The organism is Paenibacillus sp. FSL R10-2771 (assembly GCF_038000205.1).
In the GTDB taxonomy this organism is placed as follows: Bacteria; Bacillota; Bacilli; order Paenibacillales; family Paenibacillaceae; genus Paenibacillus_AQ; species Paenibacillus_AQ phytohabitans.
In genome coordinates this window covers 8062065-8082879 of the sequence record NZ_JBBOBM010000001.1, presented here as the reverse complement: position 1 = coordinate 8082879, position 20815 = coordinate 8062065, and the positions used below count along the sequence as shown (strand labels likewise).

16 protein-coding genes are annotated in these 20815 nt (G+C 47.3%); 3 read left to right on the top strand and 13 right to left on the bottom strand.

Annotation, left to right across the window (positions count from 1 at the left end; translation table 11 throughout):
- Positions 1-9 precede the first annotated feature (9 nt).
- Positions 10-924, bottom strand: a complete 915-nt coding sequence (ftsX, locus tag NSU14_RS35095; protein ID WP_042140203.1) for a permease-like cell division protein FtsX — start codon at positions 922-924, stop codon at positions 10-12.
- The gene (ftsE, locus tag NSU14_RS35090; protein WP_042140204.1) at positions 914-1600 is read right to left on the bottom strand and encodes a cell division ATP-binding protein FtsE; all 687 of its coding nucleotides are present in this window, start codon (positions 1598-1600) and stop codon (positions 914-916) included. Before ftsE ends, ftsX begins: the two co-directional genes overlap by 11 nt.
- Positions 1601-1889: 289 nt before the next feature.
- Between ftsE and NSU14_RS35085 the strand changes: the two genes are divergently transcribed.
- A complete protein-coding gene (locus NSU14_RS35085; protein ID WP_340948807.1) occupies positions 1890-3317 on the top strand; it encodes a VanW family protein in 1428 nt (475 codons plus the stop codon).
- Between the two features lie 209 nt (positions 3318-3526).
- Positions 3527-3925: a CBS domain-containing protein gene (locus tag NSU14_RS35080; protein ID WP_042140206.1), complete on the top strand. Its 399-nt coding sequence runs from the start codon at positions 3527-3529 to the stop codon at positions 3923-3925.
- A 19-nt stretch (positions 3926-3944) separates the two neighbouring features.
- Here the strand turns inward: NSU14_RS35080 and NSU14_RS35075 are convergent, their stop codons facing one another.
- The 8 genes from NSU14_RS35075 to NSU14_RS35040 all read right to left on the bottom strand — a co-directional run bounded on the left by NSU14_RS35075 (position 3945) and on the right by NSU14_RS35040 (position 12432).
- Entirely contained in the window at positions 3945-4547 is a 603-nt protein-coding gene (locus tag NSU14_RS35075; RefSeq protein WP_052422130.1) for a DL-endopeptidase inhibitor IseA family protein, read from the bottom strand.
- A gap of 223 nt (positions 4548-4770) precedes the next feature.
- Positions 4771-5382, bottom strand: a complete 612-nt coding sequence (pilO, locus tag NSU14_RS35070; RefSeq protein WP_340948805.1) for a type 4a pilus biogenesis protein PilO — start codon at positions 5380-5382, stop codon at positions 4771-4773.
- Entirely contained in the window at positions 5366-6970 is a 1605-nt protein-coding gene (pilM, locus tag NSU14_RS35065; protein ID WP_340948804.1) for a pilus assembly protein PilM, read from the bottom strand. The genes pilO and pilM overlap by 17 nt, the downstream gene beginning before the upstream one ends.
- A gap of 15 nt (positions 6971-6985) precedes the next feature.
- Positions 6986-7735, bottom strand: a complete 750-nt coding sequence (locus tag NSU14_RS35060; RefSeq protein ID WP_340948803.1) for a prepilin peptidase — start codon at positions 7733-7735, stop codon at positions 6986-6988.
- Between the two features lie 72 nt (positions 7736-7807).
- Positions 7808-8305, bottom strand: a complete 498-nt coding sequence (locus NSU14_RS35055; protein WP_340948802.1) for a prepilin-type N-terminal cleavage/methylation domain-containing protein — start codon at positions 8303-8305, stop codon at positions 7808-7810.
- 192 nt (positions 8306-8497) lie between these two features.
- Positions 8498-9703 carry a type II secretion system F family protein gene (locus tag NSU14_RS35050; RefSeq protein ID WP_340948801.1) on the bottom strand — a complete coding sequence of 402 codons (1206 nt, stop codon included), beginning with the start codon at positions 9701-9703 and terminating at the stop codon, positions 8498-8500.
- Positions 9703-10752: a type IV pilus twitching motility protein PilT gene (locus NSU14_RS35045; protein ID WP_340948800.1), complete on the bottom strand. Its 1050-nt coding sequence runs from the start codon at positions 10750-10752 to the stop codon at positions 9703-9705. Before NSU14_RS35045 ends, NSU14_RS35050 begins: the two co-directional genes overlap by 1 nt.
- A gap of 15 nt (positions 10753-10767) precedes the next feature.
- Positions 10768-12432 carry a GspE/PulE family protein gene (locus tag NSU14_RS35040; RefSeq protein WP_340948798.1) on the bottom strand — a complete coding sequence of 555 codons (1665 nt, stop codon included), beginning with the start codon at positions 12430-12432 and terminating at the stop codon, positions 10768-10770.
- 307 nt (positions 12433-12739) lie between these two features.
- On the opposite strand from NSU14_RS35040, the gene NSU14_RS35035 reads away from it, so the two are divergent.
- The gene (locus NSU14_RS35035; protein ID WP_340948797.1) at positions 12740-17551 is read left to right on the top strand and encodes a DUF5057 domain-containing protein; all 4812 of its coding nucleotides are present in this window, start codon (positions 12740-12742) and stop codon (positions 17549-17551) included.
- A gap of 75 nt (positions 17552-17626) precedes the next feature.
- On the opposite strand, the gene NSU14_RS35030 is transcribed toward NSU14_RS35035, so the two are convergent.
- From NSU14_RS35030 to NSU14_RS35020, 3 genes are read right to left on the bottom strand one after another with little or no spacing between them, the layout of a single operon-like run.
- On the bottom strand, positions 17627-19504 hold the full coding sequence (locus NSU14_RS35030) for a hypothetical protein (RefSeq protein ID WP_340948796.1): 1878 nt from the start codon (positions 19502-19504) through the stop codon (positions 17627-17629).
- Positions 19505-19519: 15 nt separating this feature from the next.
- The gene (locus NSU14_RS35025) at positions 19520-20113 is read right to left on the bottom strand and encodes a PulJ/GspJ family protein (RefSeq protein WP_340948795.1); all 594 of its coding nucleotides are present in this window, start codon (positions 20111-20113) and stop codon (positions 19520-19522) included.
- Positions 20097-20699 carry a type IV pilus modification PilV family protein gene (locus tag NSU14_RS35020; RefSeq protein ID WP_340948793.1) on the bottom strand — a complete coding sequence of 201 codons (603 nt, stop codon included), beginning with the start codon at positions 20697-20699 and terminating at the stop codon, positions 20097-20099. The genes NSU14_RS35025 and NSU14_RS35020 overlap by 17 nt, the downstream gene beginning before the upstream one ends.
- Positions 20700-20815 lie beyond the last annotated feature (116 nt).

Below are 20815 nucleotides of genomic sequence, written 5' to 3'. Positions count from 1 at the left end.
TTATTTATGTTATACCTTCAAGAACTTGCGGATCGATACGGTACTTCCCCACACACCAATCAATACTCCGAGGCCAACCAGCAGTCCGCACAGCAGCAGCCAGATATCTTGAAATGGGATCAGCTGCAGCCCCAGCATCGGATCTCCCTGCACCGAAGAGACCAGACTGCTATAGCCCACATACAGCGCACCCGAAGTAACCAGCGAGCCGATCAGCCCGATGAGTGCTCCTTCAATAAAGAACGGCCAGCGGATAAAATAATTCGTTGCCCCTACTAGCTTCATGATGCCGATTTCCTTGCGGCGGGCGAGAATCGTTACGCGGATGGTGTTCGAGATCAGGAACATGGACATCAGCGCCAGACCTGCCACAAAAATAAACCCGATGTTGCGCACAGCCTTAGTTACTTTAAACAAGGTCTCCACCGAGCCTTTGCCATAGTTCACTTTGTAGATCGGCTGCTCTTCATGGGTCTTGTTCAGTGCTTCTATCTTCTCAGCTACAAACGGAACAGTTGTCGGCTCGATCACCTCTACGAGCAGCTTGTCCGGCAGCGGATTATTATCTTCATCGAAGCCTTCCAGGAGCTCGGCGGCATCCGGCCCCATATCTTCACGGAATTCCTTCAGACCCTGTTCTTTGGAGACGAACTCCACCTTGCTGACTTCCGGCATACTGCCGATTTCGTTTTCCAGCTTCTCCCGCATTTTCTGGTCCGTATTCAGCGTCAGATGCACGTTGATCTGCACCTGGCTGTCTGCTTTGTCCGCTACTTCATTGACATTGAGCACCAGCAATATAAACACTCCGAGCACGAAGAGAGAGACAACGATGGACGTGATGGAGGCCACTGACATCCAGCCGTTGCGGAATACGTTTTTGAAGCCTTCCCGCACATGCCGCAAGAAGGTTTTAAAACTCATAACCGTAATCCCCTCTCAATTGGTCTCTGACAATCGTCCCGTTCTCAATAGCCAGCACCCGTTTGCGCATTTTGTTGACAATATCCCTGTTGTGGGTAGCCATTACGATCGTTGTTCCGCGAAAATTAATCTCATCCAGCAGCTGCATAATGCCCCAGGAGGTCTCCGGGTCCAGGTTGCCTGTAGGCTCGTCCGCAATAATGACGGAAGGATTGTTGACAATGGCTCTGGCAATGGCGATCCGCTGCTGCTCTCCCCCTGAGAGCTGTGAGGGCTCACGTCCCGCTTTGCTGCGCAGTCCCACCAGATCGAGCACTTCATTCACACGTTTCTTGATAACCTTCTTCGGCGCCTCGATAACCTCCATGGCAAAAGCGACATTCTCATAAGCCGTCATCTTCGGCAGCAGGCGGAAATCCTGAAACACCACGCCGATGTTGCGGCGGACATAAGGAATCTTGCGGGGCTTAAGCTTGCCGATATTGAACCCGCCTACTGAGATCTGTCCTTTGGTCGGTGTTTCTTCTCTATAAATTAATTTCATGAACGTTGATTTACCTGCGCCGGACGGTCCGACGACATACACGAACTCATTACGGTCGATCTTGACAGATATCCCCTGGAGCGCATGGGTTCCGTTAGGATAGGTCTTCCATACATCCTGCATCTCGATCATCTTTTCACTTCCCGATTCTGACATATTCCGCCGGGCCTTGTCCACCGGGCACCAAACTGCGGAAGCTTCCATAAACTGCATTATTATCGCAGGCGTATCTATTGTAACAAATCCCTAACCCCTTGAGTACCCGAAAGTTTTACCGAATCCTTACATATACATAAAAATATCAGGTTTACTCCAGCTCCAGCTCTTATATATATCGGCATTCCCAGGCGTTCCTTAACACTTGTGTCCATGGCCCGCGCCGCTTCCGGCGCAAATCCGCCCCTACAGAAGGAGATTGCATATGAAAAAAGTACACGCTGCCCTCATCGCGGGTTTCGGCCTGATTCTGGCCGGCTCGCTGGTTGCCGGAGGGTTTCATTTATATGGCACCCAGACCACCCTGCCCAAGGGAACAGCCATTGCCGGCTGGGATATCAGCGGCCAGGACATCACCGAGGTGCGGGCCGCACTGGAGGCAAGACTTCAGGCGCTGGAAGCTACGCCGCTCACCCTGAAGGCCAAGGGGGATACCGGGCTGAGTGTCTCACTGCAGCAGGCAGGGGTAACCTATGAAGCCCAGGAATTCCGGCGCGCCCTGAGGACGCTGACGGACGGTCCGCTAATGGACCGGGTACAGGCCCGGTACAATTGGAACGGGAACTGGAATATCGGAACTCATCTGGAGATTTCGCAGCTCATGAACAGCCTAAGTCTGGCCTGGGAAAAAGAATCCTTCGGCGTTCCTGTCGACGCGGTGCGGCAGATTACCAGTGATGACCGTGTCGTCTATACTCCCGGGACCACCTCCTTCGAGGTAGACTGGCATGCGCTGGAGCTTGCCCTGCAGGCGGCCGTACCAACCCGGCTTGCCGGCAACGGGGCACTGGAGGGTAAACGTATTTTGCTGGAGGTGCCCTTAACGGTCAAGCAGCCGAATGTCACACTGCAGGCGCTCAAGGATCAAGGCATCGAGCGCAAAATCACCCAGTTCAGCACCTCACTCGGGGCCAGCGGACCCGGGCGCAGCTTCAATGTGGAGGCTGCCGCCAAAGCAGTCAACGGGACCATACTGCCGCCTGGCGCTATTTTCGATTACGGAAAAGCGATCCAGAAGGCCCAGGCGGAATATGGCTTCCGCGAGGCTCCGGTGATTGTAAACGGCAAGCTGCAGCCCGGCACGGGCGGGGGAATCTGCCAGGTCTCCAGCACCCTGTATAATGCCGCGCTGCGCTCCGGGCTTGAGATCGTGGAACGGCGCAACCATTCTCTTCCGGTCAGCTACCTGCCCAAGGGCCAGGATGCCACTTTTGCCGAGGGCTATATCAATTTCCGCTTCCGCAACAATACCGGCAAATATCTGATTATCAAATCCACACTCCAGGGGCGCACGCTGACCGTCAAGCTGTTCGGTACTTTTCCGAGAAACGTTACTTATTCCGTAGAATCCCGCACTGTTGAGGTACTTCCTCCCACCGACAAGTATGTGAGCGATGCCTCGCTTCCGAAGGGCGGAACAAGGGTCCTGCAGGCCGGCAAAACCGGCTATGTAGTAGAGACTTACATTACCCGCTATGTGGACGGTAAAGCCATGGAGAAGAAGAAACTTTCGCGCGATACCTACTACGCCCAGAAACGCGTCATTGCCATCAACCGCGGCGGCATGAGCAAATCTGCGCAGCCGGAATCCCCGGGCAGACAGCTGGTGGAGGACGGAGTAAAGGGCCAATAAGCTGCTGCAAGTAAAAACGGCTGTGCCCTCCTTGTAAAAGGGAGGCACAGCCGTTCGTGCGTAACATTAGGCGGAAACTTAAACTGTAGCCCAAGCATGCTTTTTAATAAATAATGACATCCTTTACATAGGGCTTACCCGGGAAGCCATTATAATTTACGATTGCGCGCTACAGTTGAAGTAGACCTCTTCAGAAAGGATGAATTCTTATGACTACAGCATCAACAACCGATCTGTCCGCGATCCTCCGCCAGGCTCCTGCTGTTCTGCCTTCCCTTACCTGCCGTGAAGCTCTGAGGGTATTGTTCCAGCATCCGGAGTCCAAATGCATCATCGTCCGCAGCAGCAGCAATGAACCCGTGGGACTGATCATGTGCGAACGCTTCTTCCTCAAGGCTACAGGCCGGATGGGCATGGACAGATTCTACCATGAACCCGTATCCCAGCTGATGAACCGCAAACCTCTGGTGGCAGACATCTCCACCCCGGCTGAAACACTCTGGGCCGAAGCCATGCAGCGTCCCGAACCGATGAGAAACGACTGCATTATCGTGACCGATCAAGGCCGGATTGCCGGTATTCTTCATCCTGCGGAGCTGCTGCACTGAGTGCAGTTCTCCATCCCCTCTAGAAAAGAGTATCCGGCGACATGTCGATTCTCCAGTAGCCGCTTACCTTCTTCAGCTTCACCGTTACGGTTTCGGTAACTCCATCTGAACCCTCACTTGGCACAGTCAGTTCAAACACTGCAGCTTGTGCCGTTTTTGAGATCATCCGGGCTGTTGCCTTCGTATAATCCAGTGTATTGCCTAAGTCCGCATGGACCTGGGCCATTCTTCCGTTATATTCCAGGAACTGTGTCTGTACATAGAAAGCTGCAGCATTATGCGTGTACGCTTTCTTAATATAGTTCATCAGCTGCTGCTTCGTGCCAAGGTCACTGGACAGATAACGGTATTCAAGCGTTTTGTAGGTGAATAGCTCCGGCTTGTATTCGTTGCCTCCCCGGCTTGCGTACGTATACAGTGCTTTGGCATGGACTACCAGCGGAATAACACTCCGTACCGTAAGGTTATTAATGGTAGCGGGACCTTCCTTGCCGGGTGCAGATACCGCTACTGTTCTTACTCCCTCTATTCCCACCGCTGGCGAAGCCGCGAGTGCTCCGCTTCCCGCAGAAACCAGACCCAGTGATAGTGCTAATGAACCGATCAACATTTTTTTGTTCATCCTGAATGCCTCCTTGTAATCCTGTTTTATAAATTGAAGAACTATTTCTCTTCAACTGCTGCGATAAGTACTATATAACTTACGATAGCCCGTAAGCTAAAATACCCAATACTACCCCATGTGTAAACGGTTAAACCCCAAAACAGCATAAAAAAGCTCCGCCCTCCTGTTTATAGGGGCCAGAGCTGGAATAAATGGAACTATATAGCATGAATCACCTTAATTACTGAGGCTGTGACGCAGCTGCTTCAGCTTCATAGTAAGCGGTAAAGGAAACATTCGCGGTCAGAATACTGCCCGGTTTCGTCAGTGTAAGGAATTCGTATGGCTGCTGAAAGGAAAAGGAGTCTACAGTGATGATACGCGGAAGGTCATGTAGCTGCTTTAACCATTCGTGAATCTCTGCATAGCCGCCTTCTACAATGGCCGCCATTTTAATTTCTTTCAGGCTACCGGTAGCCTCCGGGGGAATCCCCGTCCACTCACTAATTCCGTTAGTCTCTGTTAGCGAGAATCCAATATCCTTCAATCTGGCGTGGGAGCTGTTGCCAATGCTTTTCAAATCCAGAATCAGCCCCTCGCTGTCATCGCCCTGCGGGATTGCTGCCAAGGCAGTGTCTTCACTTGAATCCGGCCCGGCTTCTGCACTTTTAAGCTCATTGATCTTATTCGCCAGAATTTCTTTTTCCTGCTGGAGCATCGAAAACTCATTGTCTTGCAGGGCTATGTCATTATTCACCGGACGTATGGCGAACATATAGAAAGCAAACAGAATCAGGAACAAAACGAGCAACCCTAGTACGATGGACGAACGGTATTTATTGATTTGTTCCACTGCTATCCGTTCCTCCTTCCGCCGGTGTCTGGGCGTCTACATTCTGTTCTGCCACAGGAGTCATATCCACCCTGTAGACAGCGGTGTATTTGGCAAGAGAATTACCGGAATTCTGAATTCCTTCTGTCAGCTTCTGAATAGAGGCTCCCTTGGAGAACGACATCTGACGTAATGCAGTCAAATAAGTTGTGCTATGCTCCATTGCCGTGAAGTTCACTGAAAGGGCAATTTCTCCATGGAACGAATAATTAATGTCCCTGATGACTGCGCCATAGGGAAGACCCGCCTGCAATTCGTCGAGAACGGCGGCGGCATCCGAACGGTTGGCCGACATCGCTTCAATAACAGCTGTCCGATCAAGACCTCCCGAGGATGGATTACTGTCGTTTAATCCGGCTAACTCTGCCTGAAGCATTGCATTCTGATTCTGATAAGCTTGAATCTGTTCGCTCCGCTCCGCATATTGCCCCTGGGCAGATGCATATAGAATGCCTGTCCCGGCAACACCCAGAATCCATATTGCCGCTAAGGATATAGCAAAATAGGGAAAAACGATCGTTTCACGGTCTTCACGGGGCAGCAGATTAATGCTGCGGATTTTGTTGTCACGCAGTGCCGCTCCTGCAGCAATCCTGTAATCATTAAGACTGCTATCCGGCTTCGCCCCTTGTGAGAATTGGTCCACAGCAATGGGTGCGATTGCCATCTCCGGAAGCGCTAATTGAAGTTCCTGCTGCAGCTGTACCCGCATCTCCGGAGACCCGGTAATCAGCATCTCTGTAATCCGCGTGGAACCATCATGCAGACTGTACTGATAGAAGCTGAGCATACGGGAAATTTCTGCTGTTATTTCTACGACTTGCTCGGTAGAGAGGTATTCCTGTGACGCAGCTGCAACTTCGGATTCAGCCAGGAATGGCAGCTCCTTTTGGAGGTTCAGCGGCTGCTCATGCGTCAGATCTACCAGGTTAATGGTTCTCATGAACACAGGATTACCACTGCGGAACATATAAATATCCAGCAAAGATTGCTCCAGATGAATCAGCATCGTCTCACTGAATTCATGTCCATAACCTGCTACAATACTTCGCGCAAGCGCAGTGGCTGTTACTTCTACACTCCTGATCCGCAGACCGGCAGCTTCGAGAACATCCACATAATCCTGAACAACCTTACGCGGCGCAGCAAAAATGATTAACTGGCTTTGGCCCTCATCCTGACCGGTAATCACATAATCATATACCGGATTCTCAAACGGCAGATGCAGGCCGGTTTCAACCTCCAGCTTTACAAGCTGGTCAATCTGCTTGTCGCCGATACTGGGAATCATCATCTTACGGACAATCATTTGTGAGGGAGGAATCGACAGATCCACTACACTGCCGCGCAGGCCCTTATTTTTGACCCATTGCTTCAACCGGTCAAGCAGAGCCTCCCTGTCAGCAATCTGATTCTCTACAATCATCCCCGGAAGCAGGGAGATGAATTTCTTTTTATGAACCTGCTTATTGTTATTCTTGAAGCTGATATAGCGGATTCCAGTCTGCTCAATGGAGATACCAGCCGCTCTATGACCTAATCCAAACATGCTCTAGAGTTCCTCCTAACGAATGAGCGCAAGATAACCGCTGATAAGATGTGACCCGTATGAGAAGGCAAGTAGCGCTCCTGCTGCCAGCCATGGTCCAAAAGGAATATGCTGCTTGCGCTGAATGCGTCCGGTAAGTAATAAAGTACCGCCAACCATCGTCCCTAACAGGCAGGCGATCAGAAAGGCCAGAATGACATTAGGGAATCCCAGCACCAGACCCAGCAATGCCATCAGCTTCACATCCCCCATGCCCATTCCGCCAAACAAGGCTAATAATAAGAGAATACCGCCACCCGAAGCTGCCCCCAGCAGATGAAAGCCTAGTGAAGTTTCAGGAAACAGCAGCACTGCTATAGAGACTAATGGGAGAAAAAACAGCAGCACCTTATTCGGAATCCGCATAAACTTAAGATCGGCCACCGTTACAATAACCGCCAGACTGACCAATAGAAAACCAATAATCCCCTTGCCCGTTAGGCCAAACTGCAGGTATATCCATAGAAATAATAAGCCTGTCGCTAGTTCACCAAACATATATAACGGTGATATTCTGCTTCCGCAGTGGCGGCACTTGCCCTGAGTGAACAAGTAGCTTAAGACAGGCACAAGATCTCTTGCTTTCAGTTGTGCATTGCAGCTTGGACAATGCGAGGGCGGCCGCAACAGCGATTCGCCTGCCGGTATACGCAAGGCTACTACATTAAAAAAAGAGCCCAGAATCAGACCGATAAGCGTGATGTAACTTGCTAAAAAAATCGTCATGTTTCAACGGTTCCTGTCTGGTGAATTTTAAAAAAGGAATCGGGAATTCCGATTCCTAAATTGGAAATAAAGTTATTTTAATTTTGATTCTAAAATTTCCTCTGCAGTAAATGTTTTAACTACTGGAGTAGTAGAGCTATCTTTTAGCATAACTGCATATCCAGAGGAATTATCAGCTAATTTTCCGTTAGAATAGTAAATTATAGAACCTGTTACGATATTTTCTTTAGTACTAGGTAATACTAATGGAGTTTCTAGAAATTTTAATGCTTGAAGACCTGTAGCTTTAGTCGTCCCGCTTGCAGCAGTACCTATAACATCAATAGTTTGAGTCCCGATAGTACCATCAAGCTCAGTAGTAATATACATACGCGAGGCTTCATAAACTTGCCGGGCAGTCGCCAAATCTGCCTTATCACCTGTATTTTTAATAAGACCACTAATCATTGGAATAGCTATAATTGCTATAATCCCCATAATTACAATAACCGCCAATAACTCAATCAACGTAAACCCTTTTTCCTCTTTAACTGCCTTGCCCAACTTCTTGCGAATCGCTTGTGCCAACATCTTAATTCCCCCTCGATAGTGGTATGATAAATGAATAGAACTGATACTCTGCTATTAGCAGTAATTCCTGCTGCTTGTGGACTGTCATAGAAATGTACTTATTCTATCCTCAAGCTACCCGAAAGCATTCTTCTCACTTTGAGTACGCCCGATTGGCGTCACCCCTCTCAATTTACACAAGGAAGACCACACTCAAATATTGCTGTAAATACTAAACATAGGAAGCATGATCGATGCTACTATGATTCCAACCACCCCTGCCAGAAAAGCAATAAGTAACGGCTCAAGCAGTGATTTCAGACGGTCTACTGTATTCTCAACATCCATTTCATAGAAATCAGCAACCTTGGAGAGCATCTGATCCAGTGCCCCTGTCTCCTCACCGATGGCAATCATCTGTGTAACCAGCGGCGGAAATACCCAGGCTTTCTTCAACGGCTCTGACAACGGCTTACCCTGGCGCAGAGAATCACTAGCCTTGCGGATATATCCGCCGATTACCCGGTTGCCTGCCACTTCTTCCACAATCGCGAGCGATTGAAGAATAGGCACAGAGCTGGCATACAACGAAGAGAAGGTTCGCGTGAATTGCGCAATGGAGCCTTTTTGATTCAGCTTGCCGAACACCGGAATCTTGAGCTTTGCATAATCAAGCGCATACGCACCACGTTCTGTCCGTTTGGCAAACTGAAAGGCAGTTATAAGCAGAATAATTACCAGCAACCAAATATACCATTGTCCTTGAATGCTTTTACTGAGTGCCAGTACCATCTTGGTAATAGCGGGCAGTTCTGCATCCATGGACTCAAACATGCTGACGAACTGCGGCACAATCGCCCAGAGAAGATACACCACGGCCGCAATGGCCATAACTCCAACTGTAATTGGATAAGTGAGCGCTGATTTGATCTTCTCGGTGGTTGTATGCTGCTTCTCGAAATATACAGCAAGCCGCTCAAGCGTTCCTTCCAGATCACCTGTTTCCTCACCTGCACGGATCATACTGATGAAGAGCGGCGGGAATATTTTCTTATGGTCCTGAATGGCTTGCGAGAACGCCGCCCCCCTTAACAAGCTGGAATTCACATCCATTAATGCCTTGCGTAGAGGTTTACTCTCCGTCTGCTCCGCCAATATACGCGTAGCATCAACAATAGAAACACCGGCACGCATTAGTGTGGCGAACTGGCGGCAATAAATTATGAAATGAATCGTCTTGACCGGATTGCCAATATAAATCTCCATAGACAGAATCGAAGTTTTGCGTTCTACAAGCGAGAACACTGTCAATCCGCGTTTACGGAGCTCTTCCATCGCTATGGCCTTGTCCGTTGCAGTGAGCTTCCCCTTCAATTGCTTTCCGGCATGAGTCTTAACCTGATATTCGAACTGCGGCATCAGCTGCCCACCTCCGTGAGATAAGCACTGGCAGCCTCGGGTTTAATAAGCCCATACTGCAATTGTTCACGTATATTCATTTCAAGCGTATGCATTCCGAGTGAACGCCCGGTTTGCATCACATTTTTGAGCTGATGGGTCTTTTCCGTGCGAATGAGATTAGCAACAGCCGGAGTATTGATTAGCAGTTCCGTTGCGCTCAGCCGCCCCCGGCCTCCTGCCCGCGGGAACAGGCGCTGCGAGAGTATCGCCAGCAGAACCGAGGCCAGCTGTGAACGGATCTGACCTTGCTGATGGCCTGGAAACGTATCTATAATCCGGTCGATTGTCTGCGGTGCATCTGTCGTATGTAGAGTAGCCATCACAAGGTGTCCGGTCTCCGCTGCCGTAACCGCTGCCGACATCGTCTCCAGATCACGCATCTCGCCTACCAGAATCACATCAGGATCCTGCCGGAGTGCAGCCCGTAATCCGCTGGAGAAGCTGCCGGTGTCACTTCCCACCTCACGCTGATCTATTATACAAGTGCCGTGGGTATGCAGAAATTCTATCGGATCTTCCAGAGTCACAATATGTTTGCGTTCTGTCCTGTTAATATGATTCAGCATTGCGGCAAGTGTTGAGGATTTACCGCTGCCTGTGGGACCCGTTACTAATATTAGACCCTGCGGTTTCATAGCAAGACTAGAGAGTATGGGAGGCAATGATAACTGTTCCAGAGTTGGAATCTCTACAGGTATTGCCCGCGCCGCTATACTGACTTCCCCTCTTTGCCTATACACATTGACACGATACCGGACTCCGTTGTCCAGAGGGTAAGAGAAATCCATTTCTCCAATATTGCGGAAGATTTCACTCCTGCTGCTGCCAAGCAAAGTATCCGCCATGCTTGCAGATTCTTGGGGGACGATATTCTCTCCCTCAAGCGTTTGAAGCATCCCATCAATCCGGATAACCGGTGGCGATCCAACAGATATATGCAAATCCGAAGCTTTGGAAGTAAAGGCCATGTGCAGCAGCTGAACAATATCACGATTGAATAATGGCATTCTTACTCCCCCTAACTAATGCGATACCGTCTCACGCATTACTTCCTGCAATGTTGTAATTCCTTTGGACACTTTGATGAACCCGTCTTCCATCAATTGCACCATTCCCTGTTCTCTTCCGGCTGCACGAAGCTCTTCTATGGAAGCAGAGTCGGTAATCAGCTGCCGCATACGATCATTAATCTTCAGCACCTCATGTATGGCAATCCGTCCCCGGTAGCCCGTATTGTTGCAGTTACCGCAGCCTCTCCCGCGGTATATCACCTCAGCAGGCAGGCTATGGCGCCGTAACATAATGGCTTCCTGTTCAGTAGGCTTGTGTTCCTCTTTGCAATCCGGGCAAATTTTGCGCACCAGCCGCTGAGCGACAACCCCCAGCAAGGAAGATGCAATCAGATAGGGCTCAACACCCATGTCACGCAGTCTTGAGATCGTGCTGATGGCATCATTTGTATGCAATGTGGACAATACGAGATGTCCTGTCAGCGAAGCACGCACAGCAATTTCCGCAGTTTCCGTATCCCGTATTTCTCCTACCATAACGATATTCGGATCTTGCCGGAGAATGGAACGAAGGCCCGCTGCGAAGGTCAGGCCAATCGCCGGATTCACATGTACCTGATTAACGCCCTCAAGCTGATACTCCACCGGATCTTCGATTGTAATAATATTTGCATTCTCAGTGTTCAGCTGACTCAAGGCTGAATATAAGGTTGTTGATTTACCGCTGCCCGTCGGGCCTGTAATCAGGAGTATTCCGTAAGGCTTGCTGATCATATCTCTGAAGGCTTCCGCGTTACCATCACTGAACCCCAGTGTGTCTACCGACTTCACTCCGGTACTTAGATCCAACAGCCGCAGTACAATCTTCTCGCCATGCATAGTTGGGAGCGAAGAGACACGTATATCGACCATCTTGTAGTCAAACTGCATTTTGATCCGGCCATCCTGCGGCAATCTCCGTTCTGCTATATTCAAGCGGGCCATAATCTTAAGTCTGGCGGTTATAAAGCCCTGCATTTGCTTAGGAATGATCCGCTCTGTACGTAAAGTTCCGTCAATCCGGTAACGGATGGAGAGATTATTCTCGCCCGGGTCGACATGAATATCCGAAGCCCGTAATGAAACTGCCTGCTGAATCATCTGGTTGACCAGCCGTACAATCGGCGAATCCTCATCCGTAATTTCTGTTTCTTCTATTTCCTCCTGAGTAGGAAGCTCAACCATCATCTGGCTCATAGAGTCCCGCATGCCATAGTGTCTGGCTATCGCTCTTGTCAGCTCGTCCCGGCTGGAAATCGCCGGTTCAATCCGGAATCCGGTGCTCATGCGCAAATCTTCAATGGCGAAATAATCCAAGGGATCTGCCATCGCTACCATCAGCTTGCTGCCTTCCTTCATGAAAGGGAGCACTTGATAGCGTTTAGCCATACTTTCAGGGATAATCTGCGTGATCGCCGGGTCTATTTGATATTTAAACAGGCTTACATGGGGGATACCTAACTGAAACTCCAGCACTTCAATGAGCTGTTGCTCAGTGATATAGCCTTGAGTAATTAGAAGATCTCCCAGCTTGCGTTTGGTTTTGCGTTGCTCCACTAGCGCTTCTTCAAGCTGTTCTTGAGAGATAATTCCGTTCTCTACAAGCAAATCTCCCAGTCTCTTCTTCATGATAGCCATATCCGTTTCACTCCAGAGCGCTTTATTTTTGACCTTAGTACAAACTAATCACTCTAATCCGCTGAACTCAGCGTATCTATTGTCCCCGCGTAAAATATCTTAAATTTTATAGTTATTTAGTCTCAGTTTTCTAGGTTAATATGCATATCTTTTAATTGCCTATCTACTAAATATGTCCTAGAATGTATATAGCATAGAATGGATAATTTTACAACGGAAACCGACCTAAACTGCAGACTTTATAAGGCAAAATAGAAGTTTATATGACAAATTTTGTGTTATTTATAACTATTGGGGAGAGATCGCGATGAAGGTCTTGAAACGAAAAAGACTGCTGCTTATGCTTAGCCTTCCACTGGTTTTGATCATGGCTGGTATCGTCTGGAGCATGGTATCCAAAATTGACGCTGGCCCGGCCAGTTATCCGATTCGCCTGCTTGAAGTCACGGAAGACGGTGCAAGCCAGTTATCCTCCCTCAAGACCGGATTGACAGACTTTACAGTCGTTACCATGAGCATGAAGAGATTTGTAGCATTACGCGATGATCTGGATGGACAATATGACGGCATTTACATAGGTAAAGGTACCTACAGTCCCGTAACCCTGGGTAATCTTAAGGATACGGACCCTTCTGTCCGCTCCAAAGCAATGAATACCTCGGCAGTCCAGAACGATATTACGCGTCTTCGGGCGGACGATATTACTAAGCTCTTCATTGATAAGGGCTTGTATGTAATTTTCCATGAGCAAACCTTTTTAAATCAGGAGAAGTCAGGCGCCAGCAAAGGCATCCTCTATGAAGCTTTCAATCCCTTGCGCAGCTCTACAGCTAAGAAAAGCAATGTTCTTTTTTTGAATGATAATGGACTGACTGATTTCTTTAACGGTCTGAAGACCGACAGTTCCATCCTGAAGCAACGCCCACAACTTGAAATTACTAACAGCAGTGAGATCCAAAACTACGTTCCCGCATCCACAGACGGAAAGATCTATGTTCCAGGTGATAAGCTGAAATTCAACTTCAGCGTCGGCAACACTATAGACCTCGAGAATCATCCTTTGACAGCCAAGTTGTACATTAACCTTGATAAATCCATTGCCATGGGCGAACAGCAGGTTGTAGCTTCAGTCAAAGTGAACAAAGCAAACGGAACACTGGAGTATACGCTCCCCCGGACTTTCTCAGGGCTGTTGTACTGGAAGCTTGAAATTAGCAATCCTACCAGTACTCTGCAATTAAAAGATTTTGAACGCGGAAGTATCCGTTACCGGAATGAGAAGACCGTTGTAAAGGTTCTCCAGGTTACTCCTGCCGGAACCGGCACTATTCCCGAAAGCAGTTTGAAAAAAACTGTAAACATGAATCAGGATTATCTGGCTTCAACTGATTATTCTTTAGATATTACTGTTATGACTATGGATGAGTTCAATTCTTATGTTGAGAACACCTATACAAAAACTCAGAACTATGGCCTCAATGGCGTCTATGATATGTTATTGTTCGGTTTCCGTGATGAATATTACTTAAAAGCAATCATGAAGACTAGATCTATAGAAGCAGTGAAAAATTTTATTGGGATCTCCCACCAAAGCGTTATGTTCACACATGACACTGTCATTAACCTTTATGGCGGCAATACCTGGGTAAACAACTTCAAAGAAATTACGGGCCAAAAGGACCCTGTTATCAACCTTGGCCATAATGCGCTTAATCCATCAACCAAAGTAAAACCGGTGAACGATGGCTTGCTTATGCAATATCCTTTTTACCTGAGTCAGCAGAATAGCGACGGTGCACAGACCAGTGTAGATGTGCCTAAGGTAGCAAAAACACATAACCAGTACTTCACTCTCGATCTGGAAGATCCGACAGTTGTGCCGTGGTATAACATTATCAGTGAACCTAGTAACACTGACCAGCGGACACCCGATGATAGCTGGAACCACTACTACACTTACTCCAAAGGTAATGTAACCTATTCCGGCACCGGCCACCTTTTTGGATCGGGTCTTTCAAGCAGCGAGGCAGTATTCCCGGTTTGGGAACAAAAACTATTCGTCAATACTATGTATAGAGCATTCATGGGTTCCAATCACGCTCCCAAAATCACCGTTTATGCACCTGACAGCGGAAGAGTTATCCCATCTTATCAAGATAGCCTGACTGTAAGCTATTCGGTAGCCGATCTGGATCTGAAGGACCGTAGCCTGACTACCAGTCTGAAATTTATAGTGAATGGAACGGAACTGACCAGCCCAGATTATATTACTCAAGACCGGCGCGTAGGGTCGGAAGAAACAATTACTCAGACCTTCCGAAATCCGCTTTCCGAGAGCGGGGATATTCAAATTGTGATTACGGCAAAAGATGACCAGGGCGCTTCCGCTTCGCCAGTTACCATCCCCTTGACCGTAAAGAAGGTGGATTCTTCTTTATCGATCAGCCGAAGCCAATCTGCTACCAAAATAGGTAGAGACAAGACGGTAACGATAGACTACAGCATTACTCCAAAAACATTACCATTAACGGAAGTTCAACCTCCACATCAAGGGAAAGACAACCTGGTGATTTCCAATCTGCGCTATGAGGAAACATTTGCTCCAAATCTTGAAATCAGTGAAGAAGCAATACCGCATGGTTTTACCAGAACCGGTAGTCTCACAGAGGGTTACACAATTAAAGGAACTTTTGAAGATATTACTTTCCAGTTAACCACAGTAGAGGGAGTCAAATATTATAAGCCTGTCAACCCTAACAGTACGGTGGACCCGCTTATATATAAATTCACCTTAAGCTTCATACCTAAGGCTGCGCAGAAATATGTTCTGGATAACTCCAGCATTACGTTTGATGAAATCCATGCTGTTGCTGAACCTGTAACTACAGCTACGGCTTCACCAACAGCAGTGGCAACAGTTGCCGCAACAGCGACTCCTACTCCTATACCAACGCCTATACCAACGCCTGTTCCGACCGTAGCTCCTCCGGTGTTCCCGGGCTCTACGGCACCTATATCGGGGCTTGGAATCCCTACGGATTATTCGGTATATATGCTTGAGGATCTTAATTACTCTAATACTTCATTTCAAAATAACGGACGAACAGCCGCTGGAAGAAACATTTCAGCTCAAGGATTCACTGTTGGAACTAGCCTGAGTGGTGCTGTACTTGTAGCAGGGAACAATTTAACATGGGGCACCTATGGTGGTAGCATAGGAGGCTATGCATACTATGGAAATCAACTGTTACGCTATCCGAGTTATTTGAAAGACAAGATTATATACGATAAGTCTCTTCCATTTGATAGGGTTAGTACTAATCTGCTCAATCTATCTGCATATTTAGGAAGTATTTCGGGAACTGCGGTAGATAGCACGCTCGCTAACGGCAGAAATAATCTTAATCTTACTGGTACAAATGCTGATCTTAATATATTCTCAGTAACCCTTAAAGATCCCACATTAATAATAGGTTCTGTAAACATCACTGCTCCTGCAGACTCAACAGTAGTTTTAAATATTCCCGGAGCAGCAAATAGTATCTCTAATGGCTCAGTTACTGTTACAAATGTTAAGTCTAATCACATCTTATTTAATTTCTATCAAGCTCGATCACTCACTCTTGAGAGTTACGGGGTTGTTAAAGAATCTATATTGGCTCCAAATGCTTTAATCAATATTACCGGTACTTACGAAGGAACAATTATAGGTAAAACAATGCAACCTGTAGGTAATAGTGGTATCACGCTAAATAATACTACTCCTTTTAATGGCGCCTTACCTACAACGCCAGCCGCTACCGCAGTCCCAACGGCAGTCACTACAGCTACTCCGGTAGCTACCGCAACAGCTACGCCTGCACCTACAACTGCTGTCGCAACACCAACCGTGGCGCCAACGGCTACACCGGCTCCATTAATAAGTGTGACCATGACATTTGCAGAAGTTAGATTTGAAGCAATCACTGAAATCAGTTTTATCTCTGTACATGACGAAACTATACTGATTGACGATACGTTAACACTCGGGTCAATAACAACAATTCTACCCGATGATGCAACTAACCAAGTTCTTCTGTGGACAATCGTCAGCGGCAGCAATATCATCGAATTCACAAGTGATGGTGTGATTAAAGGAATAGCTGCCGGGCAGGCAAAAGTCACAGCTACGGCCCAAGATGGAAGCAATGTTATCAGCAATACAGCAACAATTACTGTAAATCCCCTTACTCCTCCTGAGCCAATACGCGAGATGACACTAACAGGAGATAATTCGGGAACCGTCAATTCTTCTATAGACTTCACAGCTTCATATACCAGCCAACCGGTTGAGACGGGGATAAGCTATAGATGGACAGTCAAAGATGCTGGCGGGAACGAGGTTAATGATTACCTGACAACGACGGGTCCGACTTCACCTATTGGAACTTTCGAAGCACTGCAAAGGGGAACTTACACCATCACGGTAACTGCATACAGCAATAGTAATACGGCTGGTACTCCTGCCTCTAAAATAGTCACCATCACCAACCCTTTAACAGACTTTACCATTGAAGGTGCCGGCAGTGTATTTGTAGGTAAATCTATTGAATTGAACTTGAATTTTGTGCCTAATAATGCGGATGACTTCGATATCGATTGGAACCTAGTTGGCGATGGTGAACAATATGCAAGCCTGAATAGAGCAACCACCGATACAAAAAAGACCAAGTATATACTCACCGGCAACAGTCCGAAGGATATCGTTACTATTTCTGTTACAGCAGGAGGTATCACCAGGATCAAGCCAATCAAGATTGAAACGCTGGCTCTTACTGATATGCAGTTCACCGGTACTATAGTGGAAATGAACGTGGGAGATTCCAGGTATCTAGACCAGCTTCTCTGGTTTTCCCCTAGAGAAATTGTTCTGGATGATGTACGAAATAAATTGAACTGGGAAAGCACCTTCTCAGGTATTGCTTCCTTCCAAACTCCGGTGGACTCAAGCAACCGTGGGAAAATTTATGCCCACAAAAGCGGAAGTACATTGGTAACTGTTCAGTATGCCAATAACCCGTTAATCAAAGCAACTATTCTTGTCAAAGTAAACCCTCTTGATACGGATGACCGTTATTAAAGAAATCTAAACTAAAAGGAGCCATTTTGCGCAGTTGATACTGCCGCGAAATGGCTCCTTTTTTATTGCAGATCTTCAGTTCACCAACTGCATAGGTCCGACATTTACATTAACGGTTTGTACTCTGGGTAAGCTGGACTGCTGATTCTCATAAATATCCGGTTTATAATCTATCACAAAACGCTCTGGTGCATCCGCTTGGGAAATGACTAGATTCCCAGTGGGTGGATTGGGCTCAACAACGTTCCCTTTCACTGCATTGACTGTCAGGTTGCCTTTGGCGAAAAACCCGCCTATCAGATGGAACATAGAACCTACACCATACAATTCTCCGCTGGAGTCTGTGTAGAAAAATGCTTCCATCGTTTCTTCTACGCTTGGTTCGTTTACAGCAAAGGCATGCAGGCGGTTTATAAGCACTTTCCCTTTGGAGATCAGTACCAGTTCTTTAGTCTCCTCATTATTCGATCCGTTACTGCTTCGTATGCCCTTTACGTTGGCATCTTCTACAGTCGTCTCTCCCAACACCAGCATCGTTGAATCGAATTCAACATTCCCTTTGATTTTCACATTACCTGTAACTAATATATTGGCCCGGACCGGTAAAAAATCCGCTGTAAAGTTATTAATCTCCAAATTCCCGGCTACTATGAACCAGCGTGGCAACTCTCCGCTTTTGGGGTCATTTTGAGTAGACGTTTCCGGCGGATAGAACAGTTTCTTATATGCCAAACCATCAACGACCAAATTCCCATTAAAGATCATAGTAGAATTCAGAGTCTCCAACTGCTGGAGTTTCATATTGTAATCATTCAAATCCTTTTCGTACTGCTCAACGACAGCTTCCTCAGCGTCCGGAAGTACCTTGACCGGGGCTACCGGCATTCCTTGAATATGTGTAACCTCAGAGCGGCCAATAATCCATGAGTTTAATTGAGCGGTACTCTGGTTGTATTCCGCGCGCATACTGTTTCTTAATGTTTTTTGAGCAGCCTCATCTTTTGAGAGGGTTAGCCCCTGTGCCAGCTTATCGAAGAACGACTCCTCTACGTTGATCTGGACAAATTTGTTCTTCTCTTTAATTTTGATATTGGCCGAATTCACCTGCAGAATCTTATTTAAAATGTCATTCCTTTCGGTCTCCGTCTCAGGAAGAGAAGTCATATCGCTTTCTTGATCTTCGGAAGTAACAGGCTGAGATCTCTCCTTGTATTTGATACTGCCTATTGACTGGACATGTATCTCTCCCGAGGCTGTCCCCTCAGTATTATTAATGACCTTAGGGAAATCCGTGGTGACCTCGGGATATCTCCTTCCCAAATACGTGTACCAAGGTGTATTGGTTACTAGCAGCTTCTCCCCCGCATAAACATTGCCTTTGAGGATAGGCGATCCATTAAGTCTAAGCGTCTTTTGCGAACCGAACACGTATTTGAGGAAGTCAGGATAGCTGTCTATAATGACCTGCTGCCTCAATGTCCGCTCCACCCCGTTAACCACAGCCTTGGAACTAATAGTAATCGTGTATTTAATAGACTGTTTCCCTACCTGTTTGTTCTTAGTATCATCGTATTCAATACCATCAACCGAACCGCTACTGGTAGACTGTAATTCAGTAGCTACCTTCAGACTCGATTTATTGTCATCTAGTTTCTCCAGAATATCTCCCAAGCTTTTGGGATCAATATCCTCCAGCTTGAGTCCCTGCAGCTCAGATTGGATGTAGGCAGCAGCTTCATTAAGTCCCTTCTGGGCAAGATGCAGCGACTGCACATCATTCTCCCTCGTCTCACTTCGCTGGGCTCCCCCAACTGTTGCACCAAGAACCGCCAATCCAAGGATTGTAAGGAGCAGCACCACGAACATGACCAGTACAAGAGCAGAACCGCGTTCCGACTCTATATTGGCGACAAACTGAGATAAGCTGCAATTTTTCTTTTTGCTAAATTTCATTTCAGCCCACCGCCCCTAGAATCCGAATTTGCTCTCAAGATTGAGCTGCCGTGTATTGTCCCCGCGTTGTAAGACCAGTGAAAGATTAATATTCAACAAACCACTCTCACATGGCTGTATTGTATTCGCACTACATTCCAGAGTGATGGAGGAAGCTGGACCCAGCTTCGAATCAGTCGAAGTACGCGTATTGTAGGTATCCGCTGGTACCGGAGTTGCTAGAGAGCCTGCAGGATCTGGGGTTCCCGGATTGGATGCCGGGTTTGATGCAGGAATCTCGTTAATCACCAACTGTCCGCCCGCTATTCCAATTTCCACCTCATCGGTTCCCCCATTGATATTGCCTCTCTGCAGAAAAATGGTTTGATTCGTGTCTGAACGAACGGTACTTGGAGCAAAGGTATAGATTTCAGTAATAATAGCAGACATCAACAGGTCACTTTCATCCCTTAATGTATTCTCCATCGTAACTCTCTGATAACTCTGAACACCAAACATCATCACGCCATAGATCAGTCCGGAGACCAAAGAGAACAATGACAAGGCGGCAATAAGTTCAATAAGCGTGAAACCCTGTTCTCTGCGGAGAAGATCAACGAATTTTCTCATCGGTAATATACCCCTCCACAACTGTCTCCTTGACATTAGTCCCACCCTTGCCTGAATCCTTTACTTTAATTCGAACGGGCAAAAGAAACTCCGCAGTGGCTTGTTCAACCGGATCGGAGGAGCCGATCATCCCTTGATGCAAGGACGACTGATATTCAATATCTATATGATAATTGACGTTATTTATAGTAGGATTCAGCACCTTTGCCAAAGTAGTCACATCACTAACCGCAGTACTATAGACACTGCAGCCTACAGTGGGTGTCAACGGCACACAACCAGCAGCTTGAATCGCAGGATGACCTATGATCTCGGGTTGTGCTCCTGATCCGGGTTTCCCTCTGAAATAGAGCTCAAGCTTCTCAAAATCCTGCTTCTCCATATAAAAGAGCGCATTACGCGCCAGATTGACCATGATCGTCTTATTCTGGTTCGATTTCGAATAGGACAGCGCGTTGGTGAAGTAGGAGGTTAGCACCAGAGAAACTATCGACAAAATCACGATGGCTGCCAGCACCTCAATCAGCGTAAATCCCTCTTCCTTGCCCCTTTCCCGGTTTCGGTTCCACTTGTCTCTCCAAGACATCCTGTTCGCTCCCTATGCTCTATTGAATTCAATCATCGGTCTTGAGTCCTGTACCCTTTTCCGTCTCTCTGAATCTTTCTACCTACTTCCATTATATTCTTTCAACTCCGGCACCA

Bases quoted from the DNA above. Each gene is read 5' to 3' on its own strand.
- ftsX (WP_042140203.1), bottom strand. From the start codon at position 924: ATGAGTTTTAAAACCTTCTTGCGGCATGTGCGGGAAGGCTTCAAAAAC.
- ftsE (WP_042140204.1), bottom strand. From the start codon at position 1,600: ATGATCGAGATGCAGGATGTATGGAAGACCTATCCTAACGGAACCCAT.
- NSU14_RS35085 (WP_340948807.1), top strand. From the start codon at position 1,890: ATGAAAAAAGTACACGCTGCCCTCATCGCGGGTTTCGGCCTGATTCTG.
- NSU14_RS35080 (WP_042140206.1), top strand. From the start codon at position 3,527: ATGACTACAGCATCAACAACCGATCTGTCCGCGATCCTCCGCCAGGCT.
- NSU14_RS35075 (WP_052422130.1), bottom strand. From the start codon at position 4,547: ATGAACAAAAAAATGTTGATCGGTTCATTAGCACTATCACTGGGTCTG.
- pilM (WP_340948804.1), bottom strand. From the start codon at position 6,970: ATGTTTGGATTAGGTCATAGAGCGGCTGGTATCTCCATTGAGCAGACT.
- NSU14_RS35060 (WP_340948803.1), bottom strand. From the start codon at position 7,735: ATGACGATTTTTTTAGCAAGTTACATCACGCTTATCGGTCTGATTCTG.
- NSU14_RS35055 (WP_340948802.1), bottom strand. From the start codon at position 8,305: ATGTTGGCACAAGCGATTCGCAAGAAGTTGGGCAAGGCAGTTAAAGAG.
- NSU14_RS35050 (WP_340948801.1), bottom strand. From the start codon at position 9,703: ATGCCGCAGTTCGAATATCAGGTTAAGACTCATGCCGGAAAGCAATTG.
- NSU14_RS35045 (WP_340948800.1), bottom strand. From the start codon at position 10,752: ATGCCATTATTCAATCGTGATATTGTTCAGCTGCTGCACATGGCCTTT.
- NSU14_RS35040 (WP_340948798.1), bottom strand. From the start codon at position 12,432: ATGGCTATCATGAAGAAGAGACTGGGAGATTTGCTTGTAGAGAACGGA.
- NSU14_RS35035 (WP_340948797.1), top strand. From the start codon at position 12,740: ATGAAGGTCTTGAAACGAAAAAGACTGCTGCTTATGCTTAGCCTTCCA.
- NSU14_RS35030 (WP_340948796.1), bottom strand. From the start codon at position 19,504: ATGAAATTTAGCAAAAAGAAAAATTGCAGCTTATCTCAGTTTGTCGCC.
- NSU14_RS35025 (WP_340948795.1), bottom strand. From the start codon at position 20,113: ATGAGAAAATTCGTTGATCTTCTCCGCAGAGAACAGGGTTTCACGCTT.
- NSU14_RS35020 (WP_340948793.1), bottom strand. From the start codon at position 20,699: ATGTCTTGGAGAGACAAGTGGAACCGAAACCGGGAAAGGGGCAAGGAA.